Source organism: Curtobacterium sp. Csp1 (genome assembly GCF_013347185.1).
The window spans coordinates 220,390-242,744 of record NZ_CP054594.1; the positions used below are offsets into that span (position 1 = coordinate 220,390).

Sequence of the window (22,355 nt, forward strand, 5' to 3'; positions counted from 1 at the left end):
CGCGGACGGGACCACCCAGGCTAACCGTCCCGCCCGAGCGTCACCGTCGGCCGAGTCGCCGCTCTCCCCCGCTGCCGGTCTGGTACTGCAGGCCGTAGTGCTCGTAGAGCACTGGCTCGGTCGACGCCTCGAGCTCGCCGTCGGTCGGGATCGTCGGCGCGTCCTTGACGAGCTTCTTCGGGAAGGCCACGCGCAGGTGCTTCGGCGCCACGGTCGCCCCGACGAGCGGGACGAACAGGAGCTTCTGGAACCCGACGAGGCCCGTCGTCACCGATCCGAACGCCGGCTCCGAGGTCGCGGTGTCGTAGTAGATGCTCTCGAGGGTCCCGACCTTGTCGTCGGCCTCGTCGACGACCGTCAGGCCGATCCAGTCGCGGATGTCAGTTGCTTCGAACACGGCGGGCTCCCATCGGAGGCGGAACAGGTCCGGTCCGACGCTACCGGGCGGCGGACGGGACGGTCACGGCGAGCGAGTCCACCGCGTCGAGGACGTCCTGCACGCCGACCGCGAGGAGCGCCGGGTCCGGGTCCTCGGCGAACACGTCACCGCGCCGCACCGACGCGTCGGTCAGCACCACGTGCGGTCCCGACGCCGGCGGTCCCCACGCCTCCGGCGGCGCGGGACCGAACACGACGACCGACGGCACCCCGTAGGCAGAGGCGAGGTGCGCCGCACCGGTGTCGACGGTCACGACGACGCTCGCGGCCGCGACGACCGCCGCGAACGGCTGCAGGTCGAGCACGCCGGCCAGCACCGCGTCGGGTGCCAGCCCGGCCGCCTGCGCGACGGCGGCGGCGCGCTCGACGTCGTCCGTGCCTCCCGTCAGGACGACCCGGTGACCGCGCTCCCGCAGCGCGCGCGCGACCGCGGCGAACCGGTCCGTCGGCCAGTGCCGGGCACCGTGGAAGGCGCCCACGTGCACGACCGCCGCGCCGGGCGCGACCGACGGCTCGGCCGGACGCGCGATCGCGACCTCGTCGGGGTCCGCCGGGATCCCGTGCCAGGTCAGCAGGCGCGCCCAGCGCTCGCGTTCGTGCACGTCGTCCGGCCAGGGCGGGCCGTCGTTGCCGTGGAGCGGGTCGGCGTGGCCGATCACGCGGCGTGCGCCGAGTGCGGCGACGAGGTCCGAGGACTCCGGGCCGACGCCGTGCAGGTTCACCGCGACGTCCACCACGCCGGCCGGCGCGGCGATGGGGTGGTCGAGCCCGTGCTGGGCGAGGTGCACGTCCACCGGCAGCAGCTCGACCACCGGCGCCAACCACGCCGTCGTCGCGAGCGTGATGCGGTGGCCGGGGAACGCCCGGCGGAGGGCGTGCAGCGCGGGGACGGCGACGAGCGCGTCCCCGAGCTTGATGGCGCGGAGGACGAGCAGGTCCGGGCGCCCGTCGGACGGGGGCAGTACGGGGACGGCGGTCACCGCGCCGACGCTAACCGGACGTGCCTGGGGTGCTTCACGGCGTCGGACCGGTAGCAGTGCAGCATGCCCCTCGCGACGGACCGCGTCATCCGCGGTGTCCTCTTCGACCGTGACGACACGCTCGTGATCGACGTCCCCTACAACGCCGACCCGCACCGGGTGGTCCCCGTGCCGGGGGCGCACCGGGCCGTCGAACGGGCACGGGCCGCCGGGCTCCGCGTCGGCGTCGTCACGAACCAGTCGGTCGTCGCCAAGGGCATGGCCACCCGCGAGCAGGTCGACGCCACGAACGCCCGGGTCGACGAGCTCGTCGGACCCTTCGACGTGTGGTGCGTCTGCCCGCACGACGCCGGGGACGCGTGCCGGTGCCGCAAGCCCCGGCCCGGCATGGTGCTCGACGCCGCGGCGGCGCTCGGCCTGGACCCCGCCGAGCTCGTCGTCGTCGGGGACATCGGTGCCGACGTCGGTGCCGCGCTCGCCGCGGGGGCGCAGGGGATCCTCGTGCCGACCGCGCGGACCCGGACGGAGGAGGTGGCGGCCGCGGACACGGTCGTCGGCTCGCTCGAGGAGGCGGTGGACCTGGTGCTCGCCCGCGTCCCCGCGGAACAGGCGTGAGCGGCAGCGCAGGCGTGCCCGGCAGTGCAGGCGTGAGCGGCAGCGCAGGCGTGCCCAGCAGCACCGCCACCGACACCAGCACCGGCACCGGCACCGGCACCGACCCGGCCCGCCGCCCCCGCGTCCTCGTGGTCCGCCTCGACTCCTTCGGCGACGTCCTGGTCACCGGCCCGGCCGTCCGCGCCGTCGCCGCCGGCGCCGCCCACGTCACGATGCTCTGCGGCCCGCAGGGCGCCCCCGCCGCCGACCTGCTGCCCGGGGTCGACCGCGTGCGCGTCTGGGCGGCACCGTGGGTGACCGAGACCGCCCGCCCGATCGACGACGCCCTGCTCGGCGAGTTCCGCGCGCTCGTCACCGAGGAACAGCCGGACGAGGCCGTCGTCCTGACGTCCTTCCACCAGTCACCGCTGCCGGTCGCGCTGCTCCTTCGCCTGGCCGGCGTGGCGCGCGTCACCGGCGCCTCGGTGGACCACCCCGGGTCGCTGCTGGACGTGCGCCTGCGACCGGGCGAGGACCTCCCCGAGGACCTGCCCGAACCCGAGCGCGCCCTCCACATCGCCGCGGCCGCCGGGTTCGCGCTGCCCCCGACCGACGACGGGAGGCTCGTGGTGCGCCACGACGCCGTCGCACCACCCGAGGTGGTCGCCCTGGGTCGGTACGTGGTCGTGCACCCCGGCGCGAGCGTGCCCGCCCGCGCGTGGCCGGAGGACCACCACCGCGCGCTCGTCGCCGCCTACGCCGAGCGCGGGGTCCCCGTGGTCGTCACCGGCAGCCCGGGTGAGCGGGCGCTCACGGCCGCGGTCGCCGGGGACACCGCGCTCGACCTCGGCGGTCGGACCAGCCCCGCCGAGCTCGCCGCGGTGCTCGCCGGCGCCGAGGTGGTCGTCGTCGGGAACACCGGGCCCGCCCACCTCGCCGCCGCGGTCGGCGCCCGGATCGTCAGCCTGTTCTCGCCCGTGGTGCCCGCGGTGAAGTGGGCGCCCTACGCGCCGGACGTCGAACTGCTCGGCGACCAGCAGGCGCCGTGCCGCATGAGCCGGGCCCGCGAGTGCCCCGTCGCCGGACACCCCTGCCTGTCCACGGTGCGCGTCGAGGACGTCCTGGCGGCCCACGAACGGCTCCTCGGACGCGCTCCGCGGATGAACACGAGAAGCCTGCGAGGTCCGGCAGCGGGCGCTGCGTAGCGTGCGCCACTGCTCCTCCTGCTCCTCGCCGACCCCGGCGACGGAGCGTCCGGGAGGGGCTCAGGACGAGACGGAAGGCCCTGCATGCGGATCCTCGTGTGGCACGTGCACGGCGGCTGGATGGACGCCTTCGTCCGCGGCCCCCACGAGTACCTCATCCCGACCACCCCGGCGCGAGACGCCTGGGGGCTCGGACGCGGCGGCCGCGACTGGCCGGCGAACGCGATCGAGATCGACCCCGCCGACGTCGCCGACGCGGAGGTCGACGTGGTCGTCCTGCAGCGCATCGAGGAGCTCGAGGAGGCGGCGCGCCTGCTCGGCGGCCGCGAGGTGCCGACGGTCTTCGTGGAGCACAACGCACCGCGCATCGACGTACCGAACAGCCTGCACCCGCTCCGCGACCGCGACGACCTGCTGATCGCGCACGTGACGCACTGGAACGCCCTGATGTGGGACTGCGGGACCACCCCCACGACCGTCGTCGAGCACGGCGTGGTCGACCCCGGGCCGCTGTACACCGGCACGCTCGAGCGATTCGGCGTCGTGATCAACGAGCCGGTGCGCCGCGGCCGGGTCGTCGGCACCGACCTGCTCCCCCGCTTCGCCGCGGTCGCTCCGGTCGACGTCTGGGGCATGGGCACCGAGCGGCTGCCCGAGGCTGGCCTCGGCGACCGCGTCGTCCCCCGCGGCGACGTCCCCGCCGACCCGATGCACGCGGCCCTCGCCGAGCGCCGCGCCTACGTGCACCCGAACCGGTGGACGTCGCTCGGCCTGTCGCTCATCGAGGCGATGCACATGGCGATGCCGGTGCTCGTCCTCGCGACGACCGACGCACCGCGGAGCGTGCCCGCCGACGCCGGCGCGATCGCGACCGACGTGGCGGACCTGGTCCGCGCCTCCAGGACGCTCCTGGAGGACCCCGAGGAGGCGCGCCGACGGGGCGCCGTGGCACGGGAGGCCGCGCTCGCGCGGCACGCGCTGCCCCGGTACCTCGCGGACTGGGACGACCTCCTCGACGACGCCGTCGCGCGGGGTGCGCGACGCGGACGCGCGACGGCCGTCGCGCTGGAAGGGAGCACCCGATGAAGATCGCCATGGTCTCCGAGCACGCGAGCCCGCTCGCGGTGCTCGGTGGTGTCGACGCCGGCGGGCAGAACGTGCACGTCGCCGAGCTCTCCGGGGCGCTGGCCGACCGCGGCCACCAGGTGACGGTGTACACCCGCCGCGACGACGCCACACTGCCCGTCCGGGTGCCGCTGCGTCCGGGCGTCGAGGTCGTGCACGTCGACGCCGGACCCGCCCGGCACGTCCCCAAGGACGACCTGTTCCCGTTCATGGACACCTTCGCCGCGGTGCTCGCGGCCGAGTGGTTCGTGGACCGCCCCGACGTGGTGCACGGGCACTTCTGGATGTCCGGGCACGCCGCACTCGACGCCGTCCGGCAGGTCCAGGCCCGCACCGGGGGCGTCCGCATCCCCGTCGTGCAGACCTTCCACGCGCTCGGCGTCGTGAAGCGCCGCCACCAGGGCTCGGCGGACACGAGCCCCGCGGAGCGCGAGTGGGTCGAGCCCGCGGTCGGGCGGAGCGTCGACCAGGTCGTCGCGACCTGCTCGGACGAGGCGTTCGAGCTGAAGGCCCTCGGCGTCCCCCTGCACGCCATCTCGGTCGTACCGTGCGGCGTCGACACCGAGCTGTTCACGCCGGACGGGCCCGCCGAGGAGCGGGGTCGCCCGTTCCGGGTCCTGACCGCCTCCCGGTTGGTCCGGCGGAAGGGCGTCGGCACCACGATCGCCGCCCTCGCCCGGCTGCTCGACGAGGGTCGCGACGTCGAGCTCGTCGTCGTCGGCGGTGCCGGCACCGCCGGGTCCGACCTGGTCGACGACCCGGAGTACCAGCGCCTGGACGCCCTCGCGCGTTCGCTCGGTGTCCGCGACCACGTGACCTTCCGCGGCCAGCTCGGGCAGCACGACATGCCCGCCGTGTACCGGAGCGCCGACGTCGTCGTGTGCGCCCCCTGGTACGAGCCGTTCGGCATCGTGCCGCTCGAGGCGATGGCGTGCGGCCGACCGGTCGTCGCATCGAGCGTCGGCGGCCTGATCGACACGGTCGTCGAGGACGCCACCGGCCTGCACGTCCCCCCGCGTGACGAGGAGGCCGTCGCCGAGGCCGTCGGACTCGTGCTCGACGACAGCGCCCGCCGCGAGGCCTACGGTCGCGCCGGACGGGAGCGTGCGGAGGCCCGCTACACCTGGCACAAGGTCGCCGCGGACAGCGAGCGCGTCTATGAGCGGCTCGTCGCCGGGTCCGGTGCCACCGTGCCCGCTCCCGACGTCGCCGCGACCGGCACCGCCCCCGCCGCGGTGCCCACCCCCATGACCACGGGCTCCCGCCCCACCCGCGCCGGCCGGACCCTCCGCCCGTCGCTCCCGACGGAGAGGACCGCACGATGACCATCGACCAGCAGACCGGGACCCTCGACCCGGGCACCGAGCGCACGAGCGTCCGGACCGTCGTCGACCACATCGCCGCGTCCGTGCCGGTGATCGCGTCCCTCGTCGACCACCAGGACCACATCGCGGCGTGGGCGGACGACATCGCCGGGCGCCTGGTCGCCGGCCGCCGGCTCCTCGCCGCGGGCAACGGCGGGTCCGCGGCCGAGGCGCAGCACCTGACGTCGGAGCTCACCGGCCGCTTCGACGGTGACCGGCCCGCGTACTCCGCGATCTCGCTGCACGCCGAGAGCTCGGCGGTCACGGCCATCGGGAACGACTACGGCTACGACGAGGTCTTCGCCCGCCAGGTCACGGCGCACGCCCGGGCCGGGGACGTCCTCGTCCTCCTGAGCACGAGCGGCAAGAGCCCGAACCTGCTCCGTGCGGCGGCGGCCGCGCGGGCGGTGGGTGCCCGGTCGATCGCGATGACCGGCCCCGGTCCGAACCCGCTCGCCGACGCGGTCGACGACGCGATCTGCATCGACGGCCCCTCCGCGAACGTGCAGGAGGCGCAGCTCGTCCTCGTGCACGCGCTGTGCCGGGCGATGGAGCCCGCCCTCCGCCGCGGGGGCCGTCGGTGACCGCCAGCACGACCGGCAGCACGGGCACCACGACCGGCAGCGCCGCTGGCCGCACCGGCGGCACCCGCCGCCGCGTCGTGGTCGTCGGGGACACCCTGCTCGACGTCGACGTCTCCGGCACCAGCGAACGCCTGAGCCCCGACGCCCCCGTCCCCGTCGTCGACGTCCGCACCGACGACCGCCGCGCCGGCGGGGCCGGTCTCGTCGCCTCGATGCTCGTCCGCGAGGGCCACGACGTCACGCTCGTCACCGTCCTGGGCGACGACGACCGCGCCGCCGAGGTCCGCGCCCTGCTCCCCGACGTCGACGTCGTCGCCGGCCCGTCCGGGGTCGCCACGCCCGTCAAGACCCGCGTCCGGGTCGTCGACCACGCCCTGGTCCGGATCGACGAGGGCTGCGCGACACCGCCCGTCCCCGACACCACGGCCGCGATGACCGCCGCGCTCGAGGGTGCCGACGCGATCGTGGTCGCCGACTACGGCCGCGGGGTCGCCGCCTCCCCCGAGCTCCGCGCCGCGCTCGAGCGCGTCGCCACCACCACCCCGGTCGTGTGGGACCCGCACCCGAAGGGCGCCCCGCCCTTGCCCGGCACCGCGGTCGTCACACCGAACACCGCCGAGGCCCGACGCTTCACCGACGTCACCGGCGACGGCGTGCCGTTCGCCACCGACGCGGCGGCCGCCCTCGTCGAGACCTGGGGCGTCGACGCCGTCGCCGTCACCATGGGCGACCGCGGCGCCCTCGTCGCGAGCCGCCGTCGCACCGCGCCGGACCGCGACGCGGCGCTCGACAGCCGGTTCGTGCCGGCTCCGTCCGTCACCGCCGGCGATCCATGCGGCGCCGGCGACCGGCTCGCCGCGGGCGTCGCGGTCGCCCTCGCCGAGGGCGCCGACGTCACCGACGCCGTCGCCGCGGGCGTGCTCGCCGCCTCGGAGTACCTGGCCGCCGGTGGCGTCACGGCACTCTTCGCGGACGACGGCCCCGCCCCGGTGCCCGTCCCCGGCGTGGACCGCGACGCCCTCCGGGTTGTGCACGAGGTCCGGAGCGCCGGCGGCACCGTCGTCGCCACCGGCGGGTGCTTCGACCTGCTGCACGCCGGGCACGCCCGGACGCTCTCCGCCGCGCGGGCGCTCGGCGACTGCCTGGTCGTCTGCCTGAACTCCGACGACTCGGTCCGGGCGCTCAAGGGCCCGGAGCGGCCGATCATGAGCCAGGAGGACCGCGTCGAGCTGCTCCTCGCCCTGGACTGCGTCGACGCCGTCGTCGTCTTCGACGAGCACACCCCGGACGAGGCGCTCCGGCGCTTCCGCCCGGACGTCTGGGCGAAGGGCGGCGACTACGCGGCGAGCGAGCTCCCGGAGTCGGCCACCCTGGCCGAGTGGGGCGGCCGCGTCGTGACGGTCCCGTTCCACGCGGGCCGCTCGACCACCCGGCTCGCCGCCGCCATCGCGCGCGTCGGCTGACGGCGCCCGTCCCGACGACCCCTCCGGCCTGGAGGCACGGCGCACCGCCGCCACGTGCCTCCCGTCCGGTGGTCCGCACCACCACACCGCCCGTCGGCGCCGCCGACGGGCCGCACCACGCCCTCCGGAAGGAAGCACATGCCCGTCCCCACCACCCCCATCGGTCGCGTCCTCGTCACCGGCGGCGCCTCGGGTCTCGGCGCGGCGGTCGTCGCCGCCGTCACCGAGGCCGGCGGCACCCCGATCGTGCTCGACCTGCGGGTCGACGCGGTGCCCGAGGGCGTCGACGCCGTCGCGGTCGACGTCACCGACACCGAGGCCACCGAGCGTGCGGTCCGCGAGGCCGTCGAGCGCCACGGCGGACTCGACGCGGTCGTCACGGCCGCCGGGATCGACAAGCCCGCACCGATCGGGAGCATCTCGTCCGGCGACTGGGAGCGGATCGTCGGCGTGAACCTGCTCGGCACCGCAGCCGTCGTGCGCGCGGCGCTCCCGGCGCTCGAGGCGACGCACGGCCGGGTCGTCACGATCTCGTCGTCGCTCGCGCTCCGCGGGGTCGGCGACGGCACCGCCTACTCGGCGTCGAAGTTCGGCGTCCGCGGGTTCTCGCAGGCGCTGGCCGCCGAGTCCGCCGGACGCATCGGCGTGACGAACATCATCCCGGCGGGCATGCGCACCGCGTTCTTCGAGGGCCGGACGGAGCAGTACAAGCCGGGTCCGGACGCGCAGCTGATCGAGCCGGAGTACGTCGCGAACTCGATCCTGTTCGCGCTGTCGCAGCCCGCCGGGTGTGAGATCCGCGAGCTGTCGATCATGCCCGCGACCGAGCCCAGCTGGCCGTAGCCCGTCGAGCGCGGACGAGGCGCGGTACCCGTGGGTACCGCGCCTCTCGCGTGCCGAGAGTGCCACTTCTGGGGCGCTTGGCGCAGCCGAGCGACCGGAAGCGCCCGCGAGCCGACACGCCGACGGGGTGTCGTGCGCACTCGGTGACCGGCAGGGCAGGGGTGGGGCGTGCCTCCAGGCTGGCGCCGCCGTTTCAGGGGCCGACGGACGAGGGGGCGATGCTCCCCCGCGAGAGTGCCACTTCTGGGGCGCTCGGCGCAGCCGAGCGACCGGAAGGGCCCGCGGGCCGACACGCCGACGGGGTGTCGTACGCACTCGGTGACCGGCAGGGCGGGGGTGGGGCGAGCCTCCAGGCCGGTGCCGCCGTTTCAGGGACCGACGGCCACGGGGTGGGCGGTCGTGGCCAGCAGGTCGGCGACGTCCGCGAGGACGGCGTCGGGCGTGACCTCGTCGACGTAGGACGGGTCGTGCGCGCAGCGCTCCGCGGTCCAGCCGACCTGCGTGACGTCGATGCCGCAGACCGGGCACCGCGTGACGAAGGACAGGTGCACGCGGTGGCGACCGCGGTCCGTCGGGCCGGCGTTCACCACGTTGCCGAACCAGAACACGCCCACGGTCGGGGTGCCCACGGCGACCGCGAGGTGCCTCGGGCCGGAGTCGTCGCCGACCATGACGTCGGCGGCGGCGAGCACGGCGGGCAGCTGCGACAGGGGCAGCGTGCCCGTGCGGTCGTGCAGGTGGTCGTGCAGCGCGGTGGGGACCGCGCCGCGGATGGCCTGGGCCGCCGGGACGTCGGATGAGTCCCCGACGAGCACGACGTCGTCGCCCGCGTCGAGCCGGGCGGTCACGACGGCGGCGAAGCGCTCCGGACTCCAGCGACGGCGTGGGTCCGTGGCTCCGGGGTGCACCGCGACGAGCCGTCCGGCGACGCCGAGCTCCGCGCGGACGGCGGCCCGCTCGTCGTCCGTCACGTGGACGCGCGGGTCGAGCGTGACCGGGGCGGCTCCGGCGAGCGAGGCGACCTCGAGCCCTCGGAGCACCTCGTGCTGGTAGTAGACGTAGCGGACCCAGCGTTCCAGGACCTCGGCGTCCTCGGTGGCGGTGCCGACGGTGTGGCGGGCGCCGAGCCGGAGGAGGAACGGGTTCGAGTTCCGACCGCCGCCGTGCACCTGCACCGCGAGGTCGAAGCGACCGTGCAGGCGTGCGACGAACGCCTCGAGGTCCGGGGCACCTTCACCGCCGTCACGGACGCCGGGGGCGACGGGCAGCTCCTCGAACGCGTGCACCGCGTCCGTCCTCCCGCGCAGCACGGCCGGTGCGAGCGGTGCACCGAGCAGCGTGATGCGGGCTTCGGGGTAGGCGGCGGCGAGGGCCTCGAGCGCGGGGACCGCGAACATCAGGTCGCCCAGTCCCCCGCCACGGAGCACCGCGATCTCCCGGACGTCGTCGAAGCGTTCTCCACCGTTGCCGATCAGTTCCACCCGCCCCGTCTACCGGAGGACTCCCGGGAACACGGTCGGGCACCGGCTCGGCGGCGCGCGGCGCTGCGCTCCGTTGCGCTTCGCGGATGGGCCGGAGCGAACCCGGACCGGCGCCCAGCAGCAGCCGGGCAGCGTGGGGCCTCCCGCCCGCGCACCCGAAGGACACCATGACCCTCGCCGCTTCGTCCCCCGCGTCGACCGACGCCGCCGCTGCCGCTCCTGCTGCTCCCTCCGCTGCGGACGCCGATGCGACTTCCGCTGCGGACGCCGCGATCGTCGTCACCGATCCCGTGTCCGGTTCGGTCGCCAGCACCACCCGGCGGTCGACCCCGGACGAGGTCCGCGACGCCGTCGCCCGCGCCCGTGCCGCGGCGCCCGCCTGGGGCCGGACCGCGCCGGCCGAGCGGGGTGCCGCACTCCACCGCGCGGCCGCGGTCCTCCGCGAGCACGCACAGGAACTCGCCGACCTGAACACCCGGGAGACCGGCAAGGTCCCCGGCGACGCGCTCGGCGGGGTCGAGGCCGGCATCGGCACGCTCGTGCAGTACGCCGAGCTCGGACCGGTCCACCGCGGCGAGGCCCTCCGCGGGCAGTTCGGCGCCGCCGACTGGTCCGTGCCGCACCCCCGGGGCGTCGTCCTCGCGCTGACGCCCTGGAACGACCCGGTCGCCGTGGCGTGCGGGATCCTCGGCGCCGCGGTCGTCACCGGCAACACGGTCGTGCACAAGGGCAGCGAGCGGTGCCCAGCGACCATCGCGCGGCTCAACGAGCTCCTGGCGGAGGCGCTGCCGGACGGCGTGCTCGTCGGGGTCGACGGCGACGCGGCCACCGGTGAGCTGCTCCTCGAGCAGGACGGCATCGACGTCTACGCGCACGTCGGCTCGACCGCGACCGGGGACCGCCTGACGGCCACCGCCGCGACGACCCGCGCGCACGTCATCCGCGAGAACGGCGGCAACGACGCCGTGGTGGTCGACGGTGACGTCGACCCGGTCTGGGCGGCCGCGCAGGTCGCCCTCGGCGCCTTCGCCAACACCGGGCAGATCTGCACGAGCGTCGAGCGGGTCTACGTGCACCGTGCCGTCGCCGAGCCGTTCGTCGCCGCGCTCGTCGCCGAGGCCGAGCGCCGTACCGCGGCACCGGCCGCCGAGTTCGGACCGCTCGTCGACGACCGGCTGCGCGCCACCGTGCAGGAGCACGTCGACGACGCGGTCGCCCACGGCGCCGTCGTGCGGACCGGCGGGGTCACCCCGGACGGTGCGGGCACGTTCTACCCGGCGACGGTCCTGACCGACTGCACCGACGAGATGCTCGCGATGACCGAGGAGACCTTCGGCCCGATCGCCCCGGTCCGCGTCGTCGAGGACTTCGACGAGGGCCTCCGGCTGGCGGCGGCCGACCGCTACGGACTCGCGGCCACCGTCCTCACCGCGGACACCGGGCACGCCCTGCGCGCCGCGGCGGAGCTGCCGGTCGGGACCGTCAAGGTCAACGCGGTCTTCGGCGGTGCGCCCGGCGGCAGCGCCGAACCGCGCGGCGCCTCCGGTGCCGGGTTCGGGTACGGACCGCACCTGCTCGACGAGATGACGACCACCACGGTGGTGCACCTCGAGCCGGCGCCGGCGCGCGTGACGTGGGCCGACGCGACGGCCGACGCCGAAGCCACCGCCGGCGCGACGGCCGACGCCACCGGCGGCGCGACGGCAGACGCCGGCGCCCACACCGACGGTGGTGCCCGGTGACCGCCGACGTCCGCCTCGTCCGCGACCTCGTCGCCACCGTCGACGACCGCGAACCCCTCGTCGTCGTGATCGGCGACTGCATCCTCGACCGCTGGACCGTCGGCGAGGCCGAACGGGTCTCCCGCGAGGCCCCCGCCCCTGTCGTCCGCGTCACCGGCACCGTCGCGGTGCCCGGCGGCGCCGCGAACACCGCCGTGAACGCCCGCGCCCTCGGCGCCCGCGTCCGCATGGTCGGGCTGGTCGGCGACGACGAGTCCGGTCGGGTCCTGCGTGACCGGCTGACCGCGGCCGGCGTCGACACGACCTTCCTCGTGGAGGTCCCCGGCGGCACCACGACCACGAAGTCGCGCGTCGTCGGCGGCGACCGCGTGGTGGTCCGTGTCGACGAGATCGCCGAGACCCCCGACGCCGCGACCGGGCAGCGTCTCGCCGACGCCGTCCGGCGGGCAGTCCGGTGCGCCGACGCCGCCGTGGTGTGCGACTACGACCTCGGCGTCCGTGCCGAGGACGTCGTCCCCGTGCTCGACGCCGACCGCCCCGCGGCCGTCGTCGTGGACGCACACGACCTCCGCCGCTGGGCCGCCCTGCACCCCGACCTCGTCACGCCGAACGCCGGCGAGACCGCCGCCCTGCTCGGCCACGACCTCGGCACCGGGTCCGCCCGGGTGCAGACCGTCGTCGACGCCCGCGCCGAGGTGCTCGCCCGCTCGGGCGCCCGCGCCGCCGTCGTCACGCTCGACAGGGACGGCACCGTCCTGCTCGAGCCCGGTTCCGACCAGGGCTTCCGGACCCGGGCGACCCCCGCGTCCGAGCAGCAGGCCTCCGGCGCCGGCGACACCTTCTGCGCGGCGGCGACCGTCGCGCTGGCGGTGCGTGCCCCCGCGCGCGACGCCGTCACGGTCGCGCAGGCCGCCGCGGACGTCGTGGTCCGCGAGGCCGGCACGTCGGTCTGCTCCGCCGCCGCGCTGCTCGAGTCGGTGACGGCTCCCGCGGCCACCGTCGTGGACCACGACGACCTCGCGACCGCCGTCGAGGCCGCCCGGGCCGCCGGTCGCCGCGTCGTCTTCACGAACGGTTGCTTCGACGTCGTGCACCGCGGACACACGACGTACCTGCGCCAGGCGCGGGAGCTCGGCGACCTGCTCGTCGTCGCGCTCAACGACGACGACTCCGTCCGTCGGCTGAAGGGCCCGGAGCGGCCGATCAACCCGGCCGAGGACCGCGCCGGCGTGCTCGCGGCGCTGGCGTGCGTCGACCTCGTGACGGTGTTCGCCACGGACACCCCGATCCCGCTCATCGAACGGCTCCGCCCCGAGGTCTACGTCAAGGGCGGCGACTACTCCCCCGAGATGCTCGAGGAGACCGGGGTGGTCCGCGCCTACGGCGGCGAGGTCGTCATGGTGGACTACGTGCCCGAGCACTCCACGACCGCGGTCGTCCGTCGCATCCGCGAGGCAGCGGCGGGGAACGACACCACCCCGACGACCGCAGCGCCCACCGCCCCCGTCGAGCCTGACCCGGCGCCGTGACCGCGGCCCGCTGGTCGGGCGCGTGGGCCCGGCCGTCGCACGACGCCCCGCTCGACGCGGAGGTGGACGTCCTCGTCCCGACGGTCGGACGTCCCGCCGAGCTCGCCACGACCCTCGCCGGGCTCGCCGCCCAGACCGACGTCGCGTTCCGCCTCGTCCTCAGCGACCAGTCCGCGGGCCAGGACGCCGCCACCGCGCCGGCGGTCGCCGCCATGCTGCGCGTCCTGGAGGCTCAGGGCCGCCCCGTCACGCTCCTCGCGCACCCGGAACGGCGCGGCTTGGCAGAGCACCGGCAGCACCTGCTCGACCACGCCACCGCACCCGCGGTGCTGTACCTCGACGACGACGTCTGGCTCGAACCGGGCTCGGTCCGCCGGATGCTCGACGCGCTCCGCTCCCTGGGCTGCGGGTTCGTCGGCAGTGCCGTGCAGGGGCTGTCCTACCTGGACGACCGACGGCCGCACGAGACGGCCGTGTACGAGCCGTGGGACGGCCCCGTCGTCCCCGAGGTCGTCCGTCGCGGCACCCCGGCGTTCGACCGTCTCTCGCTGCACAACGCCGCGAACCCGACGCACGTCGCCGCGGACCTCGACGTGGAGCCCGGCGGCTGGGTGCCCTACCGGGTCGCCTGGGTCGGGGCCTGCGTCCTCTACGACCGCGCGGCGCTCGAGGCCGTCGGCGGGTTCGGCTTCTGGCCCGTGCTGCCCACCGAGCACGCCGGCGAGGACGTCGTCGCCCAGTGGCGGGTCATGGAGCGCTTCGGCGGCGCCGGGATCCTGCCGTCCGGGGCCGTGCACCTCGAGAGCCCGACGACGGTCACGGACCGACGCGTCGACGCTCCCGACGTGCTGTTCCCCGAGCACGCCGACGCCACCCACTGACGCCCGCCCCACCCGGCTGGCCGACCCGAGTCCGACGCGCCGTTCCCGGACGGCGGACCGCACCGACCCGGCGGCGCCGCCACGTGCCTCCAGGCCGGCGTCAGCTGCCGGACTCGACCTGGACCTGCTGACCCGCGTCGGCGAGCCCGAGCTGGACGATCGAGCGCGCACGCTCGACCCACGGGCTGTCGGCGCAGCCGATCCAGACGGCGGTGCGAGGCTCGGCGCCCGCGACGCCCCACTCGGACGCCCACGCGGTGACGGCCTCGGCGAGGAGTTCACCGTGGTCGGCGAACACGAGCGACGGCAGGAGCGACGGGCGCTCGCACCGGACGAGCCAGGTGACGCTCAGCCGGGGCGGTGCCGGCAGGATGCGGACCTGCTCGGCGAAGGCCACCTCGACGACGACCTGGCCGTACGCGGTGTCGGGCAGCGCATCGAGCAGCAGTCGGATCTCGGGCAGGTCGTCGGCGGCACCCGCGAGCAGGACCCGGTCGGCCGGCGCCGCGGCGTCCGCGTCCGCGTCGTCCGCCCGCCCCGTGTGCCCGCTCATGTGCCGAGGGTACGGCCGGACCGCGGCCCTCCGGCGGACGCACGGCGACCTGCCAGCTGGGCCGCAGACCGCGCTGTCACCTGCCGGACACACACCGTGCGTCCGGACACGGCATGATCGGTCACGACCACCCTTCGAAGGAGCACCCATGGCGACGTTCACCCGCGGCTTCGGCGGACGCCGGGACGACCGCGACGACCCCCGGATCCCGCCGGGGCAGACCCTCGTGCGGGACTGGCCCGTGCTGTCCGCCGGGGCGACGCCGGACATCGAGCCGGCCGACTGGAGCTTCTCGATCCGGACCGAGACCGGGCTGCACACGTGGACGTGGGACGAGGCGCAGGCGCTCGGCGTCGAGGACGTCACCGTCGACATCCACTGCGTGACGCACTGGACCAAGCTCGACATGCCGTGGCGCGGCGTCCCCCTCGACCGGTTCTTCGCCGACGTCGAGACCTCGCTCGAGTACTGCATGGTGCACAGCTTCGGCGGCTACACGACGAACGTGCCGCTCGACGAACTGCTCGACGGGCAGTCCTGGATCGCGTTCGAGGCGGACGGCGAGCCGCTCGAGCCGGAGCACGGCGGGCCCGCGCGGCTGCTCGTCCCGCACCTGTACTTCTGGAAGAGCGCGAAGTGGGTCCGCGGGATCGTCATGCAGTCCGACGACGAGCCCGGCTTCTGGGAGAACGCCGGCTACAACATGCACGGCGACCCCTGGAAGGAAGAGCGGTACTGGTGAGCGGGTCCGCACCGGTCGACGGCCTGGAGGCACGCCCCACCCCCGCCCCGTCCGCCGCGTCCCGCAGGCGGCCGGCCTGGCACCCGGCGACGGTCGCCGCCGTCGCGCAGGAGACGCCGAACGCGCGCCGCATCGTCCTCGACGTGCCGACCTGGCCCGGCAACGACCCCGGCCAGCACCTCGACCTGCGCCTGACCGCCGAGGACGGCTACCAGGCCTCCCGCTCGTACTCGATCGCCTCCGCCGGCGAGGGCACGCGGGTGGTCCTGGCCGTCGACCGCGTCGAGGGCGGCGAGGTCTCACCGTTCCTCGTCGACGCGATCGAGGTCGGCGACGGGCTCGACGTGCACGGTCCGCTCGGCGGCTGGTTCGTCTGGCGTCCAGGGCGCTCCGACCGGCCCGTCCAACTGATCGCCGGCGGATCGGGGATCGTGCCCCTGCTCCCGATGGTCACCGCGCACGCGGCCGCCGACGACCCGGTGCCCTTCCGGCTCCTCGCCGCGACGCGCACGCCCGAGGACGACTTCTTCGTCGAGGAGCTCGACGCCGCGCTGCGCTCCCCCGCGCCCCTCGAGGTCACGCACGTCTACAGCCGCCGTGCGCCCGAGGGGTCGGGGATGCCGGTCGGCCGCCTGACCCGCGACGGGCTCGAGCGTGCGGTGTTCCCGCCCGAGGTCGGCGCGCTCGTGTACGTGTGCGGGTCGACGCCGTTCGTCGAGCAGGTGCTGCGGTGGCTCGGGGAGCTCGGGCACGACGTGTCCGACGTGCGGGCCGAGCGCTTCGGCGGCGCGGGGTGACCGGGACCCGGATCCGCTGATCCGGACCGGCTGAACGACGAAGGCCCCGATCGACTGACCGGGGCCTTCGTGTCGCGATGCTGACCGTGCTGCTTCGCGTGTTCCGAGCGGATGACGAGATTCGAACTCGCGACCCTCACCTTGGCAAGGTGATGCGCTACCACTGCGCCACATCCGCGTACTCGAACACTCTACCCCGACATCGGCTGGGCACGCGGATCGTGTGCTCCACCGGGCGCGTCGCTTGCTCCGGCACGTCGGACCAATCCGGTACCCGCCGGTCTCCGGATGACTCCTCGGTGCCGAGGACGGCCGTCCTCGGACACCGGGGTCACCCGCCCCGCTGCCCGGTCCATCGCGGTGACCCGAACGCTGCGAGGGACCGGGCGGCCAGGGCGAGGTGTTCCCAGCCCCGGACGGGTTCACTGGGCCCATGAGCTACGTGCACGACAACCCCGGCGGCACCGAGGCCCACGGCGTCGACCTGATCGACGGCGAAGCCCCCGCGATCCGCATCCTCGTGCACGGCGACCTGCCGACGACGATCGAGCACGAGGACCGGGTCTGGCTCGCCACCGGCGACGCGCACGACGACGGCGACCCGTCGGCTCCCCCGATCGCGATCTACCGGCCGGTCTGACCAGGGCCCCGGTGTCCGTCCGCACCGTGCTGGCGATCGGCGACGGACGGTTCAGCGGCGGTCCCAGTGCGTCGACCAGAACGCGTCGAGGCGTTCCTGGTCGGTCCACCACGTGACGTCGACCTCACGGGTCAGCGCGTCGACGAGACCCCCCTCCGTACCGGGCACCCGATCATCGGGCCCCCAGTCCTCCATGACGAAGCGGCCGTCCTCGTCGAACACGGGTCCCGTCCGGTCCCAGACCTCCAGTTCGTAGTAGTCCAGGGCACCGCGCTCGTTCCAGTGCGGGTGCGCGACCACGGTCGCCCCGGCGGCCGGACCGGACCCGATCGTGCCGACGATGCCGTTGCGGCCCCACGCACTGAGCGGCGGCACGCCCGGGTGGACGTCGATCACCTCGTGCGGCGGTGTCCGTGCAGCACGCCTCGGCCAGATCCGCATGGACGCATGTTGCCACAGCACGGCGGCGGTCCGGCGCGATCGCCGGTCAGGCGGCTGGACGCCCGGTCGGGTGGAACAGCTGCGACAGCGGGCGGCTGGACGTCCAGTCCGGGTCGTCCTCGTCCGCAGACGGGATGAGGTCACCGGACTCGACGAGGTCGGACACCTGCTCGAGGTACGACGCCAGGGTCGGCGCGAGCACGTGGTGCCCCTCGTCGTCCGACCCGAAGGTGATGACCTGTCCGACGGTGCCGGCTGGGCCGGGATCGAGGTCCACGCCGATGTGGCTGCCGCTGCCGTCGTGGGTGAGCGGGATCCACCCGCGGACGGAGTACTTCGCCTGCACGAACCCGTCGGGGTCCGAGGACGCGAACTCGTCCATGTCCTCCCGGGACTCGAACCCCGCCCAGTTGTCCCAGTTCAGGAGCAGGTCCTGTACCGGCAGCAGCGGCGCCCCGGCGAACAGGCCGGCGGCGAAGCGCGGATCCGCTGCCGTGTACTGGTGTTGTCCGTCGTGCAGCAGGTACAGCGCGCGGACGTCCGCCGGCAGTTCCCTGCCGAGGTGCGTCTCCGCGTGCGTGAGTGCGGCTTCGGTCGCCGGCGGGTGCAGCATCGTGTCGCCAGGGATGCGGGCGACGAGCCGGGCGAGCGCTGCTCGGAGCCGGTCGGTCGCGTCGTCGGCTGGTGCAGGGTCGTGGTTCCCCCGCCGGAAGAGTCGGCCCAGGTCCATCGATCCACCGCACCGGTGGTCGCCAACTGACCACCCGGCTACGTCGCAGGACACAGTTCGTCCTGTGGGCTGATGTGTCGGCGTGCGGTCCTCGGCACAGTGGGGTGGTGAGGGGAATCCGGTGGGTCGCGGCTGCAGTCGTGGGGGCTGCGGCCGCGACCGCGCTCACCGGCTGCGGTGCCGGTTCGTGGTGCTCACCGCTCGAGCCGGGTCCGTCGGTCACCGCGGAGTACGCGCCGACGGTGAAGCGTCTCGAAGCGTTGCCGGGGGTGGTGGTGGTCACCGCGCGGTACTGGCAGCCGGACGACTCGCACTGCGTGTCCCGGGAGTACCTCGAGACGGCCGCGTGGTCGGCGGACTTCACCGTTCGTGTCCGTGCCGGGTTCACGCTCGAGCAGGTCCGCTCGGTGCGGGCGGCGCTCGGACCATCGACGGCGACCGTCAGGGCGCCCGCCGGGCACGACCTCGCCGCGTGGGAGCTCGACCTGGCGAACCCGTCCGGTGCGAGACCAGCGCCGTCCGCGGCGCCGCTGACGGTGGACGAACGGGGCTTCCGGTTGGTGACCGCGGCGGCCGCGCTCCCGGACGTGACGGTCGCCCAGCAGGGGGCTTCCACGACCGTCCGCGTGCGGACTCCGTCGTCCCTTCCCGCAGCAGCGGCCTGGCTGCGCGCGCACCTGGACGGCGACGACCCGTCGTCGGTGTACGTCGGGACAGCGAAGACGTGGACGACGTACGTATCCGTCACCGGCTCGTCACCGGTGTCGGAGACGACCGTCGAGACGGCAACTCGAGTCGCCGCAGCGGATCCGGATGTCCGGAGGTTCTCCGTGTCCGGGTCCCTGGTGACTGCGGTCGTCCCGACGGAGCGTCAGGCGAAGGCGGTCGTCGCCGCGTTCGAGGCGACACCGGTCGACGCGGACGGACAGCGGGTGTCCGTGTGGTGGCCGGACGGGAACGGGACCGAGGTTTCCGGGACGGTCGGCTCCGCTGCCGCTCGACGCGTCGGCTGACGGACGAGCACGAACGACGTCCGCGCGGAGGACGTCACGGCACGGCAGACTCGGCGCATGGCAGTCGAGCGTGGTGGGCGGACCTGGATCATCACCGGCATGCCCGGGGCGGGCAAGTCGACCGTCAGTGCGCGCCTCGCCGCTGCGCTGCCACGCGCGGCCCGTGTCGCCGCGGACGACGTCAGCCGGATGGTCAGGTCCGGCGCGGTGTGGCCGCTGGGACACCCCGCGGACGAGGCCGCACGGCAGGTGGCGTTGTGCCACCGGAACATCGGCGCGCTGACCACGAACTTCGTGACCGCAGGCTTCGACACGGTCGTCGACTGCGTCCTCCCCGATGCGCACCACCTCGACCACCTCCTCGGCGTGCTGCCGCGGGCCCCGACCTCCCTCGTGGTCCTGGCACCCGGCGGAGCGACCTGCAGAGCCCGGAACGCCGCGCGGCCATCGGCGGACCGTTTCGAGTTCGACGGGCACGAGGCGCTCGACCGCTCGATGCGGGACGGGTTCCGGGACCAGGGTTGGTGGATCGACACGGCGTCGCAGTCCGTGGACGAGACCGTTCGACTCGTGGTCGAACACGCGGTCGTGGGAGACCGCGGGCGCATCGCGGTGCACGCCCGTTGACGGCACGCAGATCGGTGCAGCCCTCCGCCGTTCAGGGGATCCACCGGTTGCGCTGCAGGAAACGCGAAAACCCCCGCCGAAGCGGGGGTTTCCATGTGGTGGGCGATACTGGGATCGAACCAGTGACCTCTTTCGTGTCAGGGAAATGTGCCGTCGAACGGCCTGCCCGTCGTGGCTGGCATCTGGCCCGAGATCCGCGCCGGTGCGGGCTTCCGAATGGAACCGACATCAACGGAGATGAACGGCGATGCGTACAGATTCGTGCCAAGAAACGTGCCACGAACTGGCGACGAGACGATGTCGTGCGGCATCACACCGGTGAGCGGCGACGGCCCGCTCGGACGTCCTGCCAGAAGTCGAGAGCCTGCTCTGACGTCCAGTAGTCGTCGAGCAGGGGAACGTCGCAGGGCATCATCCACCCGAGGACAGAGGCAGCTTGCCACGGCGAGAGGATCTCGGCCTGGCGCACGACGGCGGTCCAGGTCGGAGAGAGCGTCAGTCGGAGGACATCCCGAGGCTCGTCGCGCAGTGCGATGCGCTCGTACAACGACACGTCCTTGGTGTCGTCCCGGAGTTCCACGATGACGCCGTACCCGGCACCGAGGGAGAGCACCTGCGCTCGCCCGCGTACCGCGGCGTCTTCGGCATCGGTGTCGCGGCACTCGATGACGAGCAGTTCCCCGCCCGGACCGAGCGCGTGCGCACGGAGCGCCTCGCGCAGGAGGGACCACGGCAACTCGCGCCATTCAGTGCCCGACGCGCCGTCCAGCGTGACGAGAACACCGCCCCAGTGCTCGATCGTCCTTTCGGGGTGTACCTCGGTCAACGTGGCTTCTCCGTTCCGGATCCCCGTCCATGACGGATGTCGTCCTCGGGGCACCTATGCGCGGACCAGGGCAACCCACGTCGATTCACCACAACTCGATGACGCCTGCGTCAGCGAGCAGCCGCAAGCACGCATCGGGCGCTCCGCACACCCGCTCAGTGAGACCGCTCGGGAGCGGTCGCTCGCCGAGCTGCGTTCCCGTCAGGTACAGCGGCGGGACTCCGAGCCACCGCAACGGAAGCGGCCCGTCGAAGTGGGTGTCCTTCGGTGCTGCGTAGAGCCGGTGCTGCGAAGCGGACATCCTGTGGGCAGCGACGCACCACCGGACCTGTTCGTAGTGCGCTCGCTCCGCGGCCTGAGCGGCCTCGGCAGTCCGGGAGGCGAAGTCTGCCCGAGTGGTCGCGCCCGGGAACATCCACTGCAATGCGGTCGTCGCATCGTCCACGACCGCGCAGTCTCTGCCGCAGCTGATGATCATCGTGGTCACCGGGACTCCAACCGCGGTCGTGAGGTCCATGGGTTCGGTTTCCAGCTCGGCTCCCGGGCAGCGCGAGAGTCCTGAGGTGAACCGAGAGAAGTGGGTCGTGCTGGCCATGCTCAACACGATGCGGCGAAACCCGAGTTGATCCAGCCCCTGGCTTGCGAAGATCACGGCTGACGCTCAACGGGTTGAGCGGTCTGGCAAGTCAGCCAGTTCCGCAGCCTGCTGCGGAAGTAGGGCCTTCTTTCTTCTTCTTAACTTCTTGAACACAGATATAGATCTGAAGAAGAAGAGGGATACATCTCCCCTCCCACCTCCCCCATACATATAGATCCCTATCCATAGCTCTTACCCTCCGGCCGGAAGGGACGAGACTAGTGCCCTGGAACCCCGCCGATCGGCATGCCCCTGCGGTTAGCTCCGACTTCCGGACGTGAAGTCGGCGGGGAAGCCGGCCCCGCTGACCGACTGACGACGACCGGCACCCACAGCTCGTCCTGGTTTCGCCGCATACACGTGGATGAGGTCGTCAACAGGTCGGCCCTTAGCACCAGGAGCCCCAGATGACCACCAGCACGAAGAACGTCCCGGTGACCGAGACCATGACCCTCCGCGAGCTCGCCGGCGCCGTCGGTGTCGCGATGGGGAGCGCCTACGCCTGGTCCTCGAAGGGCAAACTGCCCGCCGGCACCTACCGGGACGAAACCGGAAACTGCGCATCCCCCTCACCAGCGCCGAGCCGTTCATCGAGGAACGCCGATCCGACAAGCGCCGGTTCTACGGGTACGGCATCGAACCCTTCCCGGACGACGTCGAGACCGTGGACCTCGCGTGGATCGCCGCGCAGCTGAACGTGACCCAGCGACGCGTGTGGGTGCTCAGCTCCGAGGGTGCCCTCCCCGACTCTGCCCGCCGCATCGGCAACTCGATCCAGATCCCCATCGACGATGCCCGCCAGTTCGTGGAAGAGCGTCGCACCACCCGCCGCCGACCGTTCCCCTGCCACCGCCACCCCGACCGTTCCTCCGTCCGCCTGGGCTGGATCGCGGATGAGATCGGTGTGCCGCGCCGGTCGCTGTACTACATCATCAACGTCGTGCCGCTGCCGGACTCCGCCTACTACGTGGGCAACGAGTTCCGAGTGCCTCGGCAGGACGCCTTGAGCTGGGTCCGCGCGTTCTGCGACGGACTGGGCGAGGACACCCCGACCGCGCGCCGTACCCGCCGCGTGTGGGAGCGGGCGCTCGGGACCCGCGCATCCTCAGCGCAGTGACGA

General features: G+C 74.2%; 25 protein-coding genes and 1 tRNA gene. 17 read left to right on the top strand and 9 right to left on the bottom strand.

Annotated elements, in window-relative coordinates:
• Positions 1 to 40: 40 nt before the first annotated feature.
• Positions 41 to 397: a PRC-barrel domain-containing protein gene (locus HUN58_RS01025; RefSeq protein ID WP_180225275.1), complete on the bottom strand. Its 357-nt coding sequence runs from the start codon at positions 395 to 397 to the stop codon at positions 41 to 43.
• 40 nt (positions 398 to 437) lie between these two features.
• Positions 438 to 1,418 carry a glycosyltransferase family 9 protein gene (locus HUN58_RS01030; protein ID WP_180225274.1) on the bottom strand — a complete coding sequence of 327 codons (981 nt, stop codon included), beginning with the start codon at positions 1,416 to 1,418 and terminating at the stop codon, positions 438 to 440.
• Positions 1,419 to 1,481: 63 nt separating this feature from the next.
• Between HUN58_RS01030 and HUN58_RS01035 the strand changes: the two genes are divergently transcribed.
• The 7 genes from HUN58_RS01035 to HUN58_RS01065 all read left to right on the top strand — a co-directional run bounded on the left by HUN58_RS01035 (position 1,482) and on the right by HUN58_RS01065 (position 8,596).
• Positions 1,482 to 2,033 (top strand): HAD-IIIA family hydrolase, encoded by a 552-nt coding sequence (locus HUN58_RS01035; protein ID WP_180225273.1) that lies wholly within the window; start codon positions 1,482 to 1,484, stop codon positions 2,031 to 2,033.
• 128 nt (positions 2,034 to 2,161) lie between these two features.
• Positions 2,162 to 3,217, top strand: a complete 1,056-nt coding sequence (locus HUN58_RS01040) for a glycosyltransferase family 9 protein (RefSeq protein ID WP_180226179.1) — start codon at positions 2,162 to 2,164, stop codon at positions 3,215 to 3,217.
• Positions 3,218 to 3,301: 84 nt separating this feature from the next.
• On the top strand, positions 3,302 to 4,303 hold the full coding sequence (locus HUN58_RS01045) for a glycosyltransferase (protein WP_180225272.1): 1,002 nt from the start codon (positions 3,302 to 3,304) through the stop codon (positions 4,301 to 4,303).
• Positions 4,300 to 5,667, top strand: a complete 1,368-nt coding sequence (locus HUN58_RS01050) for a glycosyltransferase (protein WP_180225271.1) — start codon at positions 4,300 to 4,302, stop codon at positions 5,665 to 5,667. Before HUN58_RS01045 ends, HUN58_RS01050 begins: the two co-directional genes overlap by 4 nt.
• Positions 5,664 to 6,290, top strand: coding sequence for an SIS domain-containing protein (locus HUN58_RS01055; RefSeq protein ID WP_144801212.1), 627 nt, complete (start codon positions 5,664 to 5,666; stop codon positions 6,288 to 6,290). The genes HUN58_RS01050 and HUN58_RS01055 overlap by 4 nt, the downstream gene beginning before the upstream one ends.
• 77 nt (positions 6,291 to 6,367) lie before the next feature.
• Positions 6,368 to 7,753 (top strand): PfkB family carbohydrate kinase, encoded by a 1,386-nt coding sequence (locus HUN58_RS01060; RefSeq protein WP_254631714.1) that lies wholly within the window; start codon positions 6,368 to 6,370, stop codon positions 7,751 to 7,753.
• 138 nt (positions 7,754 to 7,891) lie between these two features.
• Positions 7,892 to 8,596: an SDR family oxidoreductase gene (locus HUN58_RS01065; RefSeq protein WP_058741779.1), complete on the top strand. Its 705-nt coding sequence runs from the start codon at positions 7,892 to 7,894 to the stop codon at positions 8,594 to 8,596.
• A gap of 368 nt (positions 8,597 to 8,964) precedes the next feature.
• Here HUN58_RS01065 and HUN58_RS01070 read toward each other — a convergent pair whose 3' ends face one another.
• Entirely contained in the window at positions 8,965 to 10,077 is a 1,113-nt protein-coding gene (locus HUN58_RS01070) for a glycosyltransferase family 9 protein (protein WP_180225269.1), read from the bottom strand.
• Positions 10,078 to 10,244: 167 nt separating this feature from the next.
• Here HUN58_RS01070 and HUN58_RS01075 point away from each other — a divergent pair, with 167 nt between their 5' ends.
• The 3 genes from HUN58_RS01075 to HUN58_RS01085 are packed head-to-tail and all read left to right on the top strand — an operon-like array spanning position 10,245 to position 14,229.
• Positions 10,245 to 11,819 carry an aldehyde dehydrogenase gene (locus HUN58_RS01075; RefSeq protein ID WP_180225268.1) on the top strand — a complete coding sequence of 525 codons (1,575 nt, stop codon included), beginning with the start codon at positions 10,245 to 10,247 and terminating at the stop codon, positions 11,817 to 11,819.
• Positions 11,816 to 13,348 carry a D-glycero-beta-D-manno-heptose 1-phosphate adenylyltransferase gene (gene rfaE2 / locus HUN58_RS01080; RefSeq protein WP_254631589.1) on the top strand — a complete coding sequence of 511 codons (1,533 nt, stop codon included), beginning with the start codon at positions 11,816 to 11,818 and terminating at the stop codon, positions 13,346 to 13,348. Before HUN58_RS01075 ends, rfaE2 begins: the two co-directional genes overlap by 4 nt.
• A complete protein-coding gene (locus tag HUN58_RS01085) occupies positions 13,345 to 14,229 on the top strand; it encodes a glycosyltransferase (protein WP_141861511.1) in 885 nt (294 codons plus the stop codon). The genes rfaE2 and HUN58_RS01085 overlap by 4 nt, the downstream gene beginning before the upstream one ends.
• Before the next feature lie 100 nt (positions 14,230 to 14,329).
• Here HUN58_RS01085 and HUN58_RS01090 read toward each other — a convergent pair whose 3' ends face one another.
• On the bottom strand, positions 14,330 to 14,782 hold the full coding sequence (locus HUN58_RS01090; RefSeq protein WP_167510072.1) for an SIP domain-containing protein: 453 nt from the start codon (positions 14,780 to 14,782) through the stop codon (positions 14,330 to 14,332).
• A 148-nt stretch (positions 14,783 to 14,930) separates the two neighbouring features.
• On the opposite strand from HUN58_RS01090, the gene HUN58_RS01095 reads away from it, so the two are divergent.
• Positions 14,931 to 15,524 carry a molybdopterin-dependent oxidoreductase gene (locus HUN58_RS01095; protein WP_114851152.1) on the top strand — a complete coding sequence of 198 codons (594 nt, stop codon included), beginning with the start codon at positions 14,931 to 14,933 and terminating at the stop codon, positions 15,522 to 15,524.
• Complete coding sequence (locus HUN58_RS01100; RefSeq protein ID WP_114851151.1) at positions 15,521 to 16,321, top strand: FAD-binding oxidoreductase; 801 nt, start codon at positions 15,521 to 15,523, stop codon at positions 16,319 to 16,321. Before HUN58_RS01095 ends, HUN58_RS01100 begins: the two co-directional genes overlap by 4 nt.
• A gap of 106 nt (positions 16,322 to 16,427) precedes the next feature.
• On the opposite strand, the gene HUN58_RS01105 is transcribed toward HUN58_RS01100, so the two are convergent.
• Positions 16,428 to 16,499: transfer RNA gene (locus HUN58_RS01105), tRNA-Gly, on the bottom strand.
• 255 nt (positions 16,500 to 16,754) lie between these two features.
• Between HUN58_RS01105 and HUN58_RS01110 the strand changes: the two genes are divergently transcribed.
• Entirely contained in the window at positions 16,755 to 16,961 is a 207-nt protein-coding gene (locus HUN58_RS01110) for a hypothetical protein (RefSeq protein WP_114851150.1), read from the top strand.
• A 51-nt stretch (positions 16,962 to 17,012) separates the two neighbouring features.
• On the opposite strand, the gene HUN58_RS01115 is transcribed toward HUN58_RS01110, so the two are convergent.
• Positions 17,013 to 17,402, bottom strand: coding sequence for a hypothetical protein (locus HUN58_RS01115; protein WP_141861507.1), 390 nt, complete (start codon positions 17,400 to 17,402; stop codon positions 17,013 to 17,015).
• Between the two features lie 46 nt (positions 17,403 to 17,448).
• Positions 17,449 to 18,132, bottom strand: coding sequence for an SMI1/KNR4 family protein (locus HUN58_RS01120; RefSeq protein WP_114851148.1), 684 nt, complete (start codon positions 18,130 to 18,132; stop codon positions 17,449 to 17,451).
• A gap of 107 nt (positions 18,133 to 18,239) precedes the next feature.
• Between HUN58_RS01120 and HUN58_RS01125 the strand changes: the two genes are divergently transcribed.
• On the top strand, positions 18,240 to 19,145 hold the full coding sequence (locus HUN58_RS01125) for a hypothetical protein (protein WP_180225267.1): 906 nt from the start codon (positions 18,240 to 18,242) through the stop codon (positions 19,143 to 19,145).
• Between the two features lie 57 nt (positions 19,146 to 19,202).
• Positions 19,203 to 19,772, top strand: coding sequence for an AAA family ATPase (locus HUN58_RS01130; protein ID WP_180225266.1), 570 nt, complete (start codon positions 19,203 to 19,205; stop codon positions 19,770 to 19,772).
• Between the two features lie 310 nt (positions 19,773 to 20,082).
• Here the strand turns inward: HUN58_RS01130 and HUN58_RS01135 are convergent, their stop codons facing one another.
• Both HUN58_RS01135 and HUN58_RS01140 read right to left on the bottom strand, forming a co-directional pair.
• A complete protein-coding gene (locus tag HUN58_RS01135; RefSeq protein WP_141861499.1) occupies positions 20,083 to 20,508 on the bottom strand; it encodes a hypothetical protein in 426 nt (141 codons plus the stop codon).
• 175 nt (positions 20,509 to 20,683) lie between these two features.
• Positions 20,684 to 21,250 carry a hypothetical protein gene (locus tag HUN58_RS01140; protein ID WP_114851144.1) on the bottom strand — a complete coding sequence of 189 codons (567 nt, stop codon included), beginning with the start codon at positions 21,248 to 21,250 and terminating at the stop codon, positions 20,684 to 20,686.
• 392 nt (positions 21,251 to 21,642) lie between these two features.
• Between HUN58_RS01140 and HUN58_RS01145 the strand changes: the two genes are divergently transcribed.
• Together HUN58_RS01145 and HUN58_RS01150 are read left to right on the top strand one after the other, a co-directional pair.
• On the top strand, positions 21,643 to 21,930 hold the full coding sequence (locus HUN58_RS01145; protein WP_208745301.1) for a hypothetical protein: 288 nt from the start codon (positions 21,643 to 21,645) through the stop codon (positions 21,928 to 21,930).
• The gene (locus tag HUN58_RS01150) at positions 21,900 to 22,352 is read left to right on the top strand and encodes a hypothetical protein (protein WP_180225265.1); all 453 of its coding nucleotides are present in this window, start codon (positions 21,900 to 21,902) and stop codon (positions 22,350 to 22,352) included. Before HUN58_RS01145 ends, HUN58_RS01150 begins: the two co-directional genes overlap by 31 nt.
• Positions 22,353 to 22,355 lie beyond the last annotated feature (3 nt).

Bases quoted from the DNA above. Each gene is read 5' to 3' on its own strand.
- HUN58_RS01035 (WP_180225273.1), top strand. From the start codon at position 1,482: ATGCCCCTCGCGACGGACCGCGTCATCCGCGGTGTCCTCTTCGACCGT.
- HUN58_RS01075 (WP_180225268.1), top strand. From the start codon at position 10,245: ATGACCCTCGCCGCTTCGTCCCCCGCGTCGACCGACGCCGCCGCTGCC.
- HUN58_RS01120 (WP_114851148.1), bottom strand. From the start codon at position 18,132: ATGGACCTGGGCCGACTCTTCCGGCGGGGGAACCACGACCCTGCACCA.
- HUN58_RS01130 (WP_180225266.1), top strand. From the start codon at position 19,203: ATGGCAGTCGAGCGTGGTGGGCGGACCTGGATCATCACCGGCATGCCC.
- HUN58_RS01090 (WP_167510072.1), bottom strand. From the start codon at position 14,782: ATGAGCGGGCACACGGGGCGGGCGGACGACGCGGACGCGGACGCCGCG.
- HUN58_RS01055 (WP_144801212.1), top strand. From the start codon at position 5,664: ATGACCATCGACCAGCAGACCGGGACCCTCGACCCGGGCACCGAGCGC.
- HUN58_RS01110 (WP_114851150.1), top strand. From the start codon at position 16,755: ATGAGCTACGTGCACGACAACCCCGGCGGCACCGAGGCCCACGGCGTC.
- HUN58_RS01095 (WP_114851152.1), top strand. From the start codon at position 14,931: ATGGCGACGTTCACCCGCGGCTTCGGCGGACGCCGGGACGACCGCGAC.
- HUN58_RS01115 (WP_141861507.1), bottom strand. From the start codon at position 17,402: ATGCGGATCTGGCCGAGGCGTGCTGCACGGACACCGCCGCACGAGGTG.
- HUN58_RS01145 (WP_208745301.1), top strand. From the start codon at position 21,643: ATGACCACCAGCACGAAGAACGTCCCGGTGACCGAGACCATGACCCTC.
- HUN58_RS01065 (WP_058741779.1), top strand. From the start codon at position 7,892: ATGCCCGTCCCCACCACCCCCATCGGTCGCGTCCTCGTCACCGGCGGC.
- HUN58_RS01050 (WP_180225271.1), top strand. From the start codon at position 4,300: ATGAAGATCGCCATGGTCTCCGAGCACGCGAGCCCGCTCGCGGTGCTC.
- HUN58_RS01045 (WP_180225272.1), top strand. From the start codon at position 3,302: ATGCGGATCCTCGTGTGGCACGTGCACGGCGGCTGGATGGACGCCTTC.